8 protein-coding genes are annotated in these 15,704 nt (G+C 62.4%); all 8 read left to right on the forward strand.

Annotated features, from left to right (window positions below; genetic code table 11):
• Positions 1-26 precede the first annotated feature (26 nt).
• The 8 genes from RHEC894_RS18575 to glgA all read left to right on the forward strand — a co-directional run bounded on the left by RHEC894_RS18575 (position 27) and on the right by glgA (position 15,699).
• Entirely contained in the window at positions 27-3,353 is a 3,327-nt protein-coding gene (locus RHEC894_RS18575) for a transglutaminase family protein (protein WP_085738373.1), read from the forward strand.
• Positions 3,354-3,391: 38 nt separating this feature from the next.
• Complete coding sequence (locus tag RHEC894_RS18580) at positions 3,392-5,809, forward strand: circularly permuted type 2 ATP-grasp protein (RefSeq protein WP_085738374.1); 2,418 nt, start codon at positions 3,392-3,394, stop codon at positions 5,807-5,809.
• Between the two features lie 5 nt (positions 5,810-5,814).
• A complete protein-coding gene (locus RHEC894_RS18585; RefSeq protein ID WP_085739048.1) occupies positions 5,815-6,693 on the forward strand; it encodes a transglutaminase family protein in 879 nt (292 codons plus the stop codon).
• 114 nt (positions 6,694-6,807) lie between these two features.
• Positions 6,808-8,028 (forward strand): TadE/TadG family type IV pilus assembly protein, encoded by a 1,221-nt coding sequence (locus tag RHEC894_RS18590; RefSeq protein WP_085738375.1) that lies wholly within the window; start codon positions 6,808-6,810, stop codon positions 8,026-8,028.
• A gap of 276 nt (positions 8,029-8,304) precedes the next feature.
• Complete coding sequence (locus RHEC894_RS18595; protein ID WP_085738376.1) at positions 8,305-10,767, forward strand: glycogen/starch/alpha-glucan phosphorylase; 2,463 nt, start codon at positions 8,305-8,307, stop codon at positions 10,765-10,767.
• Positions 10,764-12,971, forward strand: coding sequence for a 1,4-alpha-glucan branching protein GlgB (gene glgB / locus RHEC894_RS18600; RefSeq protein ID WP_085738377.1), 2,208 nt, complete (start codon positions 10,764-10,766; stop codon positions 12,969-12,971). The genes RHEC894_RS18595 and glgB overlap by 4 nt, the downstream gene beginning before the upstream one ends.
• Positions 12,972-12,990: 19 nt before the next feature.
• The gene (gene glgC / locus RHEC894_RS18605) at positions 12,991-14,253 is read left to right on the forward strand and encodes a glucose-1-phosphate adenylyltransferase (protein ID WP_085738378.1); all 1,263 of its coding nucleotides are present in this window, start codon (positions 12,991-12,993) and stop codon (positions 14,251-14,253) included.
• A 3-nt stretch (positions 14,254-14,256) separates the two neighbouring features.
• Complete coding sequence (gene glgA / locus RHEC894_RS18610) at positions 14,257-15,699, forward strand: glycogen synthase GlgA (RefSeq protein WP_085738379.1); 1,443 nt, start codon at positions 14,257-14,259, stop codon at positions 15,697-15,699.
• Positions 15,700-15,704: the final 5 nt, after the last annotated feature.

The following is a 15,704-nucleotide window of genomic DNA, read 5'->3' on the forward strand; positions in this document are numbered from 1 at the left end:
GATGCGCGCCGGATAAAAAGAGCAATATGTCGATCAAAGCCAGCATCTATCATCTGACCCATTACACCTATGACAAGCCGGTCCGCCTCGGCCCCCAGATCATCCGGCTGAAACCTGCCTCGCATTCGAAGACGCGAGTGCTCAGCCACTCGCTGAAGGTCACGCCTTCAAACCATTTCGTCAATCTGCAGCAGGACCCTTACGGCAATTATCTCGCCCGCTACGTCTTCCCGGACCCGGTGACGGAATTCAAGATCGAGGTCGATCTCGTCGCCGACATGACGGTCTACAATCCCTTCGATTTCTTCGTCGAGGAAGAGGCAACCAAGTGGCCCTTCGGATATCCGGAAACGATCCAGGAAGATCTGTCGATCTACATGACGCCCGAGCCGGCCGGCCCGCGCCTGAAGGCGCTGCTGCCGACGCTCGACTGGTCGCCCGGCCAACCGACCATCGATATGGTCGTCGGCCTCAATGCCCGCCTGCAGCGGCAGATCGGCTACGTCATCCGGTTGGAAACCGGCGTGCAGACACCGGAAGAGACGCTGGAAAGCGCCAAGGGCTCCTGCCGTGACACCAGCTGGCTGCTCGTCCAGATCCTTCGTCATCTCGGCCTCGCCGCCCGCTTCGTCTCCGGCTATCTCATCCAGCTGACGCCGGATCTGAAGGCGCTCGACGGTCCCTCCGGCACCGAAGTCGATTTCACCGACCTGCATGCCTGGGCGGAGGTCTATCTGCCCGGCGCCGGCTGGGTCGGCCTCGACCCCACCTCCGGCTTGCTGACCGGCGAAAGCCATATTCCGCTTGCCGCCACGCCGCATTACCGCAATGCCGCGCCGATCTCCGGCGGTTATTTCGGCGAGGCCGAAACCGAATTCGCCTTCGACATGAAGGTCTCGCGCGTCGCCGAACATCCGCGCATCACCAAGCCCTTCTCCGACGAAAGCTGGGATGAACTCAACGAGCTCGGCGAGAAAGTCGACCGTGTCCTCGAAGCCGAGGATGTGCACCTGACGATGGGCGGCGAGCCGACCTTCGTCTCGATCGACGATTTCCAGTCCGAGGAATGGAACACCGCTGCCGTCGGCCCGACCAAGCGCGAAAAGGCCGACGGCCTGATCCGCAGGCTGCAGGAACGCTTCGCCCCCGGCGGCTTCCTGCATTACGGCCAGGGCAAATGGTATCCGGGTGAAAGCCTGCCGCGCTGGACCTTCTCGCTCTACTGGCGCCGCGACGGCAAACCGGTCTGGCAGAACCTCGATCTGGTCGCCGCCGAGGGCAAGGATACCGGCGTCACCGCCGAGGATGCCGAGAAGTTTCTGACGGCCATCGCAAAGGAATTGGCGATCAAGCCAGATATGGTGCAGCCGGCCTATGAGGATCCGGCCGACTGGATCATCAAGGAGGGCAATCTTCCCGAAAACGTCGATCCGGCGAATTCGAAGCTGAAGGATCCCGAGGAGCGCAACCGTATCGCCCGGGTGTTTGCCCGCGGCCTGACCGTCCCCACAGGTTACGTCCTTCCTGTGCAGGCATGGAACGCCAGGGCGGCTGAAAGCCGTGTCTGGGTCAGCGAGAAATGGAACACCCGCCGCGGCAGGATCTTCCTCGTTCCGGGCGACAGCCCGATTGGCTATCGCCTGCCGCTCGGCACCCTGCCCTATGTCCCCCCGGCGCGTTATCCCTATATCCATCCCGCCGATCCCACGACGCCGCGCCAACCGCTGCCTGACGTCTTCGTACCGGCCGGCCGCGCCATGCCGGAAGCCTCCTTTCATGCCGGCGACAGCAATCGCAGCCGGATCGAACAGACGCTCGGTGACATCGGCGGCGCCGTGCGCACCGCCATGTCGGTCGAGCCGCGCGACGGCAGGCTCTGCGTCTTCATGCCGCCGGTCGAACGTATCGAAGACTATCTCGAGCTGATTGCCGCGGCCGAAAACGCCGCCGCCGAACTCAAGCTTCCCGTCCACATCGAAGGTTATCCGCCGCCGCAGGATGAGCGCATCAACGTCATCCGCGTCGCCCCGGATCCCGGCGTTATCGAGGTCAATATCCATCCGGCCTCCAACTGGAAGGAATGCGTGGACATCACCACGGCGATCTACGAGGAGGCGCGCGCCACCCGGCTCGGCGCCGACAAGTTCATGATCGACGGCCGCCATACCGGCACCGGCGGCGGCAACCATGTCGTCGTCGGCAGCGCCAATCCGAACAACAGCCCCTTCCTGCGCCGTCCCGATCTCTTGAAGAGCGTCGTCCTCCACTGGCAGCGCCACCCCTCGCTCTCCTACCTCTTCTCCGGCCTGTTCATCGGCCCGACCAGCCAGGCGCCGCGCATCGACGAGGCGCGTCACGACGGCCTCTACGAACTGGAAATCGCCATGGCGCAGATCGCAGCCCCCGGCCGCGGCCAGCCGCCGCTGCCCTGGCTCGTCGACCGCCTGTTCCGCAACCTCTTGACCGACGTGACCGGCAACACCCACCGTGCCGAAATCTGCATCGACAAGCTGTTTTCGCCCGACGGCCCGACCGGACGGTTAGGTCTCATCGAGTTCCGCGGCTTCGAAATGCCGCCGAACGCGCGCATGTCGCTTGCCCAGCAATTGCTGGTACGCGCGCTGATCGCCCGTTTCTGGATCAATCCGGTCGACGGTAAATTCGTCCGCTGGGGCACCACCCTGCACGACCGTTTCATGCTGCCGCATTTCGTCTGGGCCGATTTCCTCGACGTGCTTGCCGACCTCAGCCAAAACGGTTTCGACCTCAGCCCGGAATGGTTCAAGGCCCAGCTCGAATTCCGCTTCCCCTTCTGCGGCGAAGTCGAATACGAGGGCTCGAAGCTGGAACTGCGCCAGGCGCTGGAGCCCTGGCATGTCATGGGCGAAGAGGGCGCCATCGGGGGCACGGTGCGGTATGTCGACAGCTCGGTCGAGCGCCTGCAGGTGCGGTTCGAAACCGGCAATACCGGACGCTACACCGTCACCTGCAACGGCCGTATGCTGCCGCTGACGCCGACCGGCACGTCAGGCGTGTCGGTCGCCGGCGTCCGTTACAAGGCGTGGCAGCCGGCCTCCGGCCTGCATCCCGTGCTGCCCGTCAACACGCCTTTGACTTTTGACATTTATGATACATGGTCGAAGCGTTCGATCGGCGGCTGCATCTATCATGTTGCCCATCCGGGCGGCCGGACCTATGACACCTTCCCGGTCAACGGCAACGAGGCGGAAGCAAGGCGGCTCGCCCGCTTCGAGCCCTGGGGACATACGGCGGGCGGATATATCCCGCGTGCCGAGACGGGTTCGCTTGAATTCCCGCTGACGCTGGACCTGAGGCGGCCGGCCGGGATTTGACCCCGGGGGGTAAGGCCGAAGGTTGAAGTTGGAGTTTGATGGGTAAGAGACCGGCAGTGGAGCGCAAGGGCGAGGCAGAGGACCGCATCGGCAAGGATGCGGCCTTCGACTATGCGCCGCTTCCCGGCATCGCCGACGAGATGGTCGACAACAAAGGCGTCGTCCGACCTGTCTGGCAGCGTTTTCTCTCGCATCTCGGCGCAATGCCGGAAAAAGACCTCGCGGAGCGTTTCGCCCGCGCCGACCGTTATCTCAGGGATGCCGGCGTCTTCTATCGCGCCTACGGCAGCAAGGGCACCGGCGAACGCGCCTGGCCGATTTCTCATATCCCGGTGTTGATCGACGAGCGCGAATGGCAGGCGCTGTCGGCGGGCCTCGTCCAGCGCGCCGACCTGCTGGAGGCGATCGTCGCCGATATCTACGGCGATAACCGGCTGGTGGAAGAAGGGGTGCTGCCGCCGGCGCTGATCGCCGCCAATCCCGAATTCCAGCGCCCGCTCACCGGCATCCGGCCGGCCTCCGGCCACTATCTGCATTTCTGTGCCTTCGAAATCGGCCGCGGCCCCGACGGCAACTGGTGGGTGCTGGCCGACCGGACGCAGGCCCCCTCAGGCGCTGGTTTTGCACTGGAAAGCCGCGTCGCCACGACCCGGGCCTTCTCGGATATCTATGCCGAAACCCCCGTCCATCGCCTCGCCTCCTTCTTCGGCGCCTTCCGCGACGCGCTGCAGGGCATGAAACATTCGGGTGACGATCGTATCGCCGTGCTGACGCCGGGGCCGGCCAACGAGACCTATTACGAGCACGCCTACATCGCCCGTTATCTCGGTTTCATGCTGCTCGAGGGCGAAGACCTCACCGTCGTCAAGGGCCGCGTCATGGTGCGCACCGTCGCCGGCCTGAAGCCGATCGGCGTGCTCTGGCGCCGCCTCGACTCGGCTTTTGCCGACCCGCTGGAACTGAACCAGAATTCGCATATCGGTACGCCCGGTCTCGTCGAAGCGCTGCGCGCCGAAAGCGTCACCATCGTCAATGCGCTCGGCACCGGCGTTCTCGAAACCCGGGCGCTTCTGGCCTTCATGCCGACCATCTGTCGCCGTCTCCTGGGCCAGGATCTGCAACTGCCCTCGATTGCCACCTGGTGGTGCGGCCAGAAGGAAGAGCGCGAGCACGTCGCAAAGAATATCGAGAAGATGGTGATCGGCCCGGCCTATTCCCGCGCCCCCTTCTTCGACGACAACGGCGAATCCGTGCTTGGCGCGTCGCTGCGCGCGACCGCCAAGGATTCCATTACCGATTGGCTGAGTTCCGACGGCCCGAAACTGGTGGGACAAGAGGTCGTGACGCTGTCGACGACGCCCGCCTGGGTGGACGGCAAGCTGGTGCCGCGGCCGATGTCGCTGCGCGTCTTTGCCGCCCGCACGGCGAACGGCTGGCAGATCATGCCCGGCGGTTTTGCCCGCATCGGCTCCGGTGCCGATGTTGCGGCGATCGCCATGCAGTCGGGCGGAGCGGCCGCCGACGTCTGGATCGTCAGCGACAAGCCGGTCGAGCGCCACACGCTGCTGCCGGCCGAGGGCAGCTTCACCCGCAACATGCCGGGCAGCCTGCCGAGCCGGGCGGCCGACAACCTGTTCTGGCTCGGCCGCTATATCGAGCGTGCCGAAGGGGCGTTGCGCATCTTGCGTGCCTGGCATGCGCGTTATGCCGAAGCCGCCGATCCGAGCCAGCCGCTGCTCGCCGACGTCTCCGAATATCTGGCGGCCGTCGATATCGATACTGCCGAACCCGTGCCGGAAAGGCTGCTGCGCAACATCGACAGCGCCGTTTATTCGGCGAGCAATATTCGCGACCGTTTCTCGCCGGACGGCTGGCTCGCGCTCAACGATCTCGCCAAGACCGCCCGCCGCTTCCGCGTCAGCGTCACTGCCGGTGATGATGCCAGCCATGCGATGACGATCCTGCTGCGCAAGCTCGCGGGCTTTGCCGGCCTGGTGCACGAAAACATGTACCGCTTCATGGGCTGGCGCTTCCTCTCGCTCGGCCGCTACATCGAGCGCGGCCTGCACATGACCCGGCTGCTCGGCCACATGTCCGGCCCGGAAGCGCCCGACGGGGCGCTCGACATGCTGCTGGAGATCGGCGACAGCGTCATGACCCACCGCCGCCGCTACAACGTCAACACGGCGCGGCTGACCGTCACCGACCTGCTGGCGCTCGACCCGCTCAATCCTCGCTCGGTTCTCTTCCAGGTGAACGAGATCCATCACGAGGTCGAGCAATTGCCGAATGCGCTGATCAACGGCCAGATGTCGCCCTTCTACCGCGAGGCGATGCGGCTCCATTCCGGCCTGGCGGTGATGACGCCGGAGGGCATGGGGGTCGAAGTCTATCAACGGCTCGAACGCGAATTGGAACAGCTTTCCGATCTGCTCGCCCAGACCTATCTCGGGTGACGTCGATGCTCTACGACCTTTCTCTCCGCATGGGTTACAGCTACGACGTGCCGGCCTCCGGCGCCCGTCACATCATGCGCCTCATGCCGCTGTCGTTGACCAATCGGCAGCGCCTGGTCGCCGGCTCGATCACCATCTCGCCGACGCCGGACGAGCAATCGCATTTCGTCGATTTCTTCGATCATCCAGCCACCTCCTTCATGGTGCGCGCGCCGCACGAGACGCTCGACATTCGCATGCAGGCCCGCGTGCAGGTGGAAAGCCAGCCGATCGCCGCCGATTTCTCGCCGCTGCTTGCCGATCTGCCGGAAGAGATAGCAGGCATCTGGTCGCTGGCGCCGGATTCGCCGCACCATTTCCTCGGCGACAGCCCGCGCCTGACGCAGGCGCGTGAGATCAGCGACTATGCGCGAAGCTGCGCCATGCCTGGCCTGACGGCGATGCGGATCGCCCATGCACTCTGCGCCCGCATCAACAAGGATTTCACCTACGACCCCGAAGCGACGACGGTCGACACGACGCCGCTCGAAGCGTTCAGGCTGAAGCGCGGCGTCTGTCAGGATTTCACCCACATCATGATCCTGGCGCTCAGAAGCCTCGGCATTCCGGCCGGCTACGTCTCCGGTTTCCTGCGCACCATCCCGCCGCCCGGCAAGGAGCGGCTGGAAGGGGCAGATGCCATGCACGCCTGGGTCAGGATCTGGTGCGGCGAGACAATCGGCTGGATCGAACTCGACCCGACCAACGACATATCAGCCGGCATGGACCACATCGTCGTCGCCTATGGCCGGGACTATTCCGACGTCGTTCCCGTGATCGGCGTATTGAAAAGCTATGGCGGCCAGCGCGCTGTCCAAGCGGTCGATGTGATCCCGCTGAAATAATCCCAAAACTGGAAAAATCCGCCGATTCGTTAGAATTGAATGGACGCCGTAAGGACGGCGTAAAGAAGTAGCGATGCCTAATGTAACCCACAGGGTCCATTTCGGGTGAACATGATGCGCACCTCCTTCTTGCATCCCTGCCTGCGTCGCATGTTGAGCGACCGTGGCGGCAATTTCGGCATCATGACGGCGATCATGATGCCCGTCCTCCTCGGTGTCGCCGGCATGGCGGTCCAGGTGGGCGACATGTTGCTCTCCAAACAGCAACTCCAGGAAGCGGCCGATTCGGCCGCGCTCGCAACCGCGACCGCCCTGGCAAACGGCACGCTCCAAACGTCACAGGCCGAAGCCTTCGCGCGGAATTACGTGGCCGGGCAGATGGCGAACTATCTTCAGAGCGGCGTCGACATCAAGAACGCGACAGGCGTTAACGTGCAGACGACGACGTCGGGCAAATCGACATCCTACCAGGTAACGGTTTCGCCGGGTTACAACCTCTCGGTCAATCCGCTCATGCAGGCGATCGGCTTTACGACGCAGCACCTTTCGACCTCCAGCACGTCGGTCGGCGGTCACTCACAGGCCCAAGGTTCGATCTCCATGTTCCTCGCACTCGATAAGTCGGGGTCGATGGGAGATCCTACCACCACCCTCACGACGGAACCGTTTACCTATGACTGCAACCCTCACCCCAACAAAAAGGGCAAGACAATCTACGACACGTGCACCGGCACGCGTACGCGTTATTACACAAAGATAGAAGCACTGAAGCTCGCCGCTGGCAAACTCTTCGGTCAGCTCGACAGCGTGGATCCCAGTGCCGAATATGTGCGCACAGGCGCGGTATCCTACGATATCGTTGAATACCCGGCCAGCAGTCTCGCCTGGGGAACTGCAGCTGTCACGAGCTACGTCAACGCGCTCCAGTCGGGAGGCGGCACGAATTCAAGCGGCGCCGTGAACACGGCTTATACGTCCCTCACCGCCAAGAACGCCGCGGGCAATGACGCCGAGGACGCTGCTCATAAGCTCAAGACCGGGCAAATACCCAAGAAGTACATCGTCTTCATGACGGACGGCGACAACAACAATGATAGCAGCGGCGGCCGTTCCTATGACACAGCGACGAAGAAGACATGCGACGACGCGAAATCGAAGGGCATCGAAATCTATACGATTGCCTTTATGGCACCCGCAGGCGGACAGGCGCTGCTGCATTATTGCGCCTCCGACGACTCCCATTATTTCCAGGCGGAAAAAATGGAAGACCTCCTTGCCGCCTTTGAGGCGATCGGAGCAAAGAGCGCCGCACAGGTGACGCGCCTGACGAACTGACGATACATCAGGCGAAAAGCCCAACGAAAAAGCCGCGCCGGAACAAACCGGCGCGGCTTTTCGTTATCGCTGTCCCACCCATCTGATCGGGAAAAGCGATTGAAATCAATCCCCTCGAACCCACGGAATATGAAGGTTTCGCAAATTTTTCGTTTGTCCAAATCCCTTGTTGCAAGTGCTTCCTAACGATGCATAAACTGTCGCTGAGACAAGCGACAAATCGATTAGATCAGGCTTAATAGCCTGAAACCAAATTAAAATTGGCGAGATCTGACCATGAATACCGTTTCCAAGCCAGTTATTCCCTCCCCCGCCCCGCGCAGCTCAAAGCCGGAAATTCTCGCCGAAGAAATCATCGAACGTCTGACCTACCGCATCGGCAAGGATGCCAAGGTGGCAAAACCGCATGACTGGCTGACGGCGACGATCCTGGTGGTCCGCGACCGCATCATCGATCGGTGGATGGCCTCCACCCGCGAAGTTTATGCAACCGGCGCCAAGCGAGTTTATTATCTTTCCCTCGAATTCCTGATCGGCCGCCTGATGCGCGATGCCGTCTCGAACCTCGGGCTGATGGAAGAGGTGCGGGATGCGCTTGCCTCGCTCGGCGTCGACGTCAACGTCATCGCCGGCCTGGAGCCGGACGCCGCGCTCGGCAACGGCGGTCTCGGTCGGCTGGCCGCCTGTTTCATGGAAAGCATGGCCACGGTCGACGTTCCGGCCTATGGCTACGGCATCCGCTACGTCCACGGCCTCTTCCGCCAGCAGATGGCCGACGGCTGGCAGGTGGAACTGCCCGAGAACTGGCTCGCTCACGGCAATCCCTGGGAATTCGAGCGCCGCGAGAGTTCCTATGAAATCGGCTTCGGCGGTGCCGTCGAATTCATCACCACCCACGACGATCAGCCGCGCTACGTCTGGAAGCCGGCCGAACGCGTCATTGCCGCCGCCTTCGATACGCCGGCCGTCGGCTGGCGCGGCAAGCGCGTCAACACGCTGCGCCTCTGGTCGGCGCAACCGATCGATCCGATCCTGCTCGATGCTTTCAATGCCGGCGACCATATCGGCGCGCTGCGCGAAAGCAACAAGGCCGAAAGCCTGACTCGGGTTCTCTATCCTGCCGACGCGACGCCTGCCGGTCAGGAACTGCGTCTGCGCCAGGAATTCTTCTTCTCGTCGGCCTCGCTGCAGGACATCCTGCGCCGCCATCTGCAGCAATATGACGATTTCACTTCGCTGCCGGATAAGGTGGCGATCCAGCTCAACGATACCCATCCCGCGGTTTCGGTCGCCGAACTCGTGCGCTTGCTCTGCGACGTGCACGGCATGGATTTCGATCAGGCCTGGGATATCACCCGCCGCACCTTCTCCTACACCAACCATACGCTTCTGCCCGAAGCGCTGGAAAGCTGGCCGGTTCCGCTGTTCGAGCGGCTGCTGCCGCGCCACATGCAGATCGTCTACGCGATCAACGCCAAGATCCTGCTCGAAGCCCGCAAGGGCAAAAACTTCTCCGACAGCGAAATCCGCTCGATCTCGCTGATCGAGGAAAGCGGCGACCGCCGCGTGCGCATGGGCAACCTCGCCTTCATCGGTTCGCATTCGATCAACGGCGTCTCGGCGCTGCACACCGAACTGATGAAGGTCACGGTCTTCGCCGACCTGCACAAGCTCTATCCCGACCGCATCAACAACAAGACCAACGGCATCACGCCGCGCCGCTGGCTGCAGCAGTGCAATCCCGGTCTCACCGGCCTGATCCGCGAGGCGATCGGCGACGAATTCCTTGACGATGCCGAGAAGCTGACGCCGCTCGACAAGTTCGCCTCCGACCCGACCTTCCAGCAGAAGTTTGCGGCGGTGAAGCGCGCCAACAAGGTGGCGCTCTCCAATCTCGTCGCCAGCCGCATGGGCGTGAAGCTCGATCCGTCGGCAATGTTCGACATCCAGATCAAGCGCATCCACGAATACAAGCGCCAGCTTCTGAACATCATCGAAGCCGTCGCGCTCTACGACCAGATCCGCTCGCATCCGGAGCTCGACTGGGTGCCGCGCGTGAAACTCTTCGCCGGCAAGGCGGCACCGAGCTACTACAACGCCAAGCTGATCATCAAGCTGATCAACGACGTCGCCCGCACGATCAACAACGACCCGTCGGTGCGCGGCCTGCTGAAGGTCGTCTTCGTGCCGAATTACAATGTCTCGCTCGCCGAAGTCATGGTTCCGGCCGCCGACCTCTCCGAGCAGATCTCTACCGCCGGCATGGAAGCATCCGGCACCGGTAACATGAAGTTCGGCCTTAACGGCGCCTTGACGATCGGCACACTCGACGGCGCCAATGTCGAGATGCGCGACAATGTCGGCGAGGACAATATCGTCATCTTCGGCCTCAGAGCCGACGAGGTCGCGAAGGTCCGCAGCGACGGCCACAATCCCCGCGCCATCATCGAGGGATCGCGCGAACTCGCCCAGGCGCTTTCGGCCATCGGTTCCGGCGTTTTCTCCCCCGATGACCGCAACCGCTACACGGCGCTGATCGACGGCATCTACTCCCACGACTGGTTCATGGTCGCTGCCGATTTCGACGCCTATGCCCAGGCGCAGCGCGAAGTCGATCAGATCTGGACCAACCAGTCCGCCTGGTACACCAAGACGATCAACAACACGGCGCGGATGGGCTGGTTCTCTTCCGACCGGACGATCAGGCAATATGCAGACGAAATCTGGAGAGCCGGATGAAAACGCCGAAAACCGTCCCTGAAGTAAAGCTTTCCTGGGAAATTTCGGCAGATGAAATCGCAGCGATCCTTGCCGGATCGCATTCCAATCCCTTTGCCGTGCTGGGTGTGCACCAGACAGGCGACACCTTCGTCGCCCGGTGTTTCATTCCGGGCGCGGAGGAAGTGACCGCCATGACGCTCGACGGCGGCGTCATCGGCGAACTCAAGCCACTTCACACCGATGGCTTTTTCGCCGGCCCGGTTTCCCTGACCAAGCTCCAGCCGGTGCGTTACCGCGCCCGGCGCGGCGATGCCGAATGGGCCGTCACCGATCCGTACAGCTTCGGTCCGGTGCTCGGGCCGATGGATGATTATTTTGCCCGGCAGGGCTCGCATCTGCGCCTGTTCGACAAGATGGGCGCCCACCTCATCAAGCATGACGGCGCCCAGGGCATCCATTTCGCCGTCTGGGCCCCGAATGCGCAACGCGTCTCCGTCGTCGGCGATTTCAACAATTGGGACGGTCGCCGCCACGTCATGCGCTTCCGCGCCGATAGCGGCATCTGGGAGATCTTTGCTCCCGATGTCCCGATCGGCGTTGCCTACAAGTTCGAAATCCGCGGCCAGGACGGCGTGCTGCTGCCGCTGAAGGCCGACCCCTTCGCCCGCCGCAGCGAACTGCGGCCGAAAACCGCCTCCATTACCGCCGCCGAGCTGGAGCAGGAGTGGGAAGACGAAGCCCATCTGAAGCACTGGCGCGAGGCCGACAAGCGCCGCCAGCCGATCTCGATCTACGAGGTGCATGCCGCCTCATGGCAGCGACGGCAGGACGGCACGATGCTTTCCTGGGACGAGCTTGCCTCCAGCCTCATCCCCTATTGCGCCGACATGGGTTTTACCCATATCGAATTCCTGCCGATCACAGAGCACCCCTATGATCCTTCCTGGGGTTACCAGACGACCGGCCTTTACGCGCCGACCGCCCGTTTCGGCGAGCCGGAAGGTTTCGCCCGTTTCGTCAACGGCTGCCACAAGGTCGGCATCGGCGTCATCCTCGACTGGGTGCCGGCGCATTTCCCGACCGACGAGCACGGCCTCGGCTGGTTCGACGGCACGGCACTCTACGAGCACGAAGACCCGCGCAAAGGCTTCCACCCCGACTGGAGTACGGCGATCTACAATTTCGGCCGCACCGAGGTCGTTTCCTATCTCGTCAACAACGCACTCTACTGGGCCGAGAAATTCCATCTCGACGGTCTGCGCGTCGATGCCGTCGCCTCGATGCTCTATCTCGATTATTCCCGCAAGCACGGCGAGTGGATCCCGAACGAATATGGCGGCAACGAAAACCTCGAAGCGGTCCGCTTTCTGCAGGATCTCAACATCCGCATCTACGGCCAGCATTCCAACGTCATGACCATCGCCGAGGAATCGACGTCCTGGCCGAAGGTCTCGCAACCCGTGCATGAAGGCGGCCTCGGCTTCGGCTTCAAGTGGAACATGGGCTTCATGCACGACACGCTGAGCTACATGAGCCGCGATCCCATATATCGCGGGCACCATCACAACGAACTTACCTTCGGCCTGCTCTACGCCTATTCGGAAAATTTCGTGCTGCCGCTCTCGCATGACGAGGTTGTCCATGGCAAAGGCTCGCTGATCGCCAAGATGCCGGGCGACGACTGGCAGAAATTCGCCAATCTGCGCGCCTACTACGCTTATATGTGGGGCTATCCCGGCAAGAAGCTGCTGTTCATGGGCCAGGAATTCGCTCAGTGGAGCGAGTGGAGCGAGGCAAAGTCGCTCGATTGGAACCTGCTTCAATACCGCATGCACGAGGGCATGCGCCGCCTGGTGCGCGATCTCAATTTCACCTATCGCAGCAAGCCGGCACTGCATGAGCGGGACTGCGAGGGCGAAGGTTTCGAATGGCTCGTCGCCGACGACCACCAGAACTCCGTCTTTGCCTGGCTGCGCAAGGCGCCGGGCCAGAAGCCGATCGCCGTCATCACCAATTTCACCCCCGTCTACCGCGAGAACTACATGATCCGCCTGCCCTTCGCAGGCCGCTGGCGGGAAATACTGAACACCGATGCCGACATCTACGGCGGCAGCGGTAAGGGCAATGGCGGGCGCGTGCAGGCCGTCGATGCCGGCGGCAACATCACCTGCTCGATTACCCTGCCGCCCTTGGCGACAATCATGCTTGAACCTGAAAATTAATGACTGGTGGGAGGAGAAAATGGTAGAAAAGCGCGTTCAGCCACTTGCCCGCGATGCAATGGCATATGTTCTGGCGGGCGGCAGGGGGAGCCGTCTCAAGGAACTCACCGACCGGCGTGCAAAGCCCGCCGTCTATTTCGGCGGCAAGGCCCGCATCATCGATTTCGCCCTGTCGAACGCCCTGAACTCCGGCATTCGCCGCATCGGCGTTGCCACGCAATACAAGGCGCATTCGCTGATCCGCCACATGCAGCGCGGCTGGAACTTCTTCCGCCCCGAGCGCAACGAGAGCTTCGACATCCTGCCGGCCAGCCAACGTGTCTCCGAGACGCAATGGTATGAAGGCACCGCCGACGCCGTCTATCAGAACATCGACATCATCGAGGATTACGGTGTCGAATACATGGTCATTCTCGCCGGCGACCACGTCTACAAGATGGACTATGAATGGATGCTGCAGCAGCACGTCGATTCCGGCGCCGACGTCACTATCGGCTGCCTGGAAGTGCCGCGCATGGAGGCGACAGGCTTCGGCGTCATGCATGTCAACGACAAGGACGAGATCATCGCCTTCGTCGAGAAGCCGGCCGATCCGCCGCCCATTCCCGACAAGCCGGATTTTGCCCTCGCCTCGATGGGCATCTACGTCTTCCACACCAAATTCCTGCTCGACGCGCTGCGCCGCGACGCCGCCGACCCGAGCTCGAGCCGCGACTTCGGCAAGGACATCATCCCCTATATCGTCCAGCACGGTAAGGCGGTCGCCCACCGCTTCGCCAAGTCCTGCGTCCGTTCCGATTTCGAGCACGAACCCTACTGGCGCGACGTCGGCACGATCGACGCCTATTGGCAGGCCAATATCGACCTGACGGCAATCGTGCCGGAGCTCGACATCTACGACAAATCCTGGCCGATCTGGACCTATGCAGAGATCACCCCACCGGCGAAATTCGTCCATGACGACGAGGATCGCCGCGGCTCGGCCACCTCCTCCGTCGTGTCGGGCGACTGCATCATCTCGGGCGCCAGCCTCAACAACAGCCTGCTCTTTACCGGTGTCAGGGCCAACTCTTTCTCCAAATTGGAAGGCGCGGTCATCCTGCCGAACGTGAAGATCGGGCGGCGTGCGCAGCTCAAGAATGTGGTGATCGACCATGGCGTCGTCATTCCGGAAGGCCTTGTTGTCGGCGAGGATGCCGAACTCGACGCCAAACGCTTCCGGCGGACGGAAAGCGGCATCTGCCTGATCACCCAACCGATGATCGACAAGCTGGATATCTGACTTATGAAAGTTCTTTCGGTTTCGTCCGAAGTCTTCCCTTTGATCAAGACAGGGGGCCTGGCCGATGTGTCAGGCGCCCTGCCGATTGCTCTGAAAGCCTTCGGGGTCGAAACCAAGACCCTCCTGCCCGGCTATCCCGCCGTCATGAAGGTCATTCGCGACCCCGTCGTCAGGCTGGAATTCCCCGACCTGCTCGGCGAGAAGGCAACCGTGCTGGAGGTTGAGCACGAGGGCCTCGATCTGCTCGTCCTCGATGCGCCGGCCTATTACGACAGGCCGGGCGGCCCCTATCTCGATCCGCTCGGCAAGGATTATCCCGACAACTGGCGGCGTTTCGCCGCTCTGTCGCTCGCCGCCTCCGAGATCGCTGCCGGGCTGCTGCCCGGCTGGCGGCCGGATCTCGTCCACACCCACGACTGGCAGGCGGCGCTGACCTCGGTCTATATGCGTTACTATCCGACGCCGGAACTGCCGAGCGTGCTGACCATCCACAACATCGCTTTCCAGGGCCAGTTCGGTTCGGAGATCTTTCCCGGCCTGCGGCTGCCCGCTCATGCCTTCGCCACCGAAAGCATCGAATATTACGGCACTGTCGGCTTCCTCAAGGGCGGCCTGAAGACCGCCCACGCAATCACCACGGTGAGCCCCACCTATGCCGACGAGATCCTGACGCCGGAGTTCGGCATGGGGCTCGACGGTGTCATCGCCAGCCGCATCGATGATCTTCACGGCATCGTCAACGGCATCGACACCGATATCTGGAACCCGGCGACCGATCCTGTCGTCCACACCCATTATGGCCCGACGACGCTGAAGAACCGTGAGGAGAACCGGCGCTCGATTGCCGAATTCTTCCGTCTCGACAATGACGACGCCCCGATCTTCTGCGTCATCAGCCGTCTCACCTGGCAGAAGGGCATGGATATCGTCGCCAACGTCGCCGACGAAATCGTCGCCATGGGCGGCAAACTCGTCGTGCTCGGCTCCGGCGAAGCGGCGCTCGAAGGCGCCCTGCTTGCCTCCGCCAGCCGCCATCCCGGCCGTATCGGCGTCTCGATCGGCTATAACGAACCGATGTCGCATCTGATGCAGGCCGGCTGCGACGCGATTATCATCCCCTCGCGCTTCGAACCCTGCGGCCTGACCCAGCTTTACGGCCTGCGTTACGGCTGTGTGCCGATCGTCGCCCGCACCGGCGGGCTGAACGACACGGTGATCGACGCCAATCATGCCGCACTTGCGGCGAAAGTGGCAACCGGCATACAATTCTCACCCGTGACGGAAACCGGCATGCTACAGGCAATCCGCCGTGCGATGCATTTTTACGCGGACCGAAAACTCTGGACCCAATTGCAAAAGCAAGGCATGAAATCGGATGTCTCCTGGGAGAAGAGCGCCGAACGCTACGCTGCCCTCTATTCAAGCCTCGTCTCGAAAGGCATGTGAACTAA

Origin of the sequence: Rhizobium sp. CIAT894 (assembly GCF_000172795.2) — a bacterium.
Lineage (GTDB): Bacteria > Pseudomonadota > Alphaproteobacteria > Rhizobiales > Rhizobiaceae > Rhizobium.

What these genes read in the sequence shown, in the direction of transcription:
- RHEC894_RS18575 (WP_085738373.1), top strand. Translation starts at nt 27, where the DNA reads ATGTCGATCAAAGCCAGCATCTATCATCTGACCCATTACACCTATGAC.
- RHEC894_RS18580 (WP_085738374.1), top strand. Translation starts at nt 3,392, where the DNA reads ATGGGTAAGAGACCGGCAGTGGAGCGCAAGGGCGAGGCAGAGGACCGC.
- RHEC894_RS18585 (WP_085739048.1), top strand. Translation starts at nt 5,815, where the DNA reads ATGCTCTACGACCTTTCTCTCCGCATGGGTTACAGCTACGACGTGCCG.
- RHEC894_RS18590 (WP_085738375.1), top strand. Translation starts at nt 6,808, where the DNA reads ATGCGCACCTCCTTCTTGCATCCCTGCCTGCGTCGCATGTTGAGCGAC.
- RHEC894_RS18595 (WP_085738376.1), top strand. Translation starts at nt 8,305, where the DNA reads ATGAATACCGTTTCCAAGCCAGTTATTCCCTCCCCCGCCCCGCGCAGC.
- glgB (WP_085738377.1), top strand. Translation starts at nt 10,764, where the DNA reads ATGAAAACGCCGAAAACCGTCCCTGAAGTAAAGCTTTCCTGGGAAATT.
- glgC (WP_085738378.1), top strand. Translation starts at nt 12,991, where the DNA reads ATGGTAGAAAAGCGCGTTCAGCCACTTGCCCGCGATGCAATGGCATAT.
- glgA (WP_085738379.1), top strand. Translation starts at nt 14,257, where the DNA reads ATGAAAGTTCTTTCGGTTTCGTCCGAAGTCTTCCCTTTGATCAAGACA.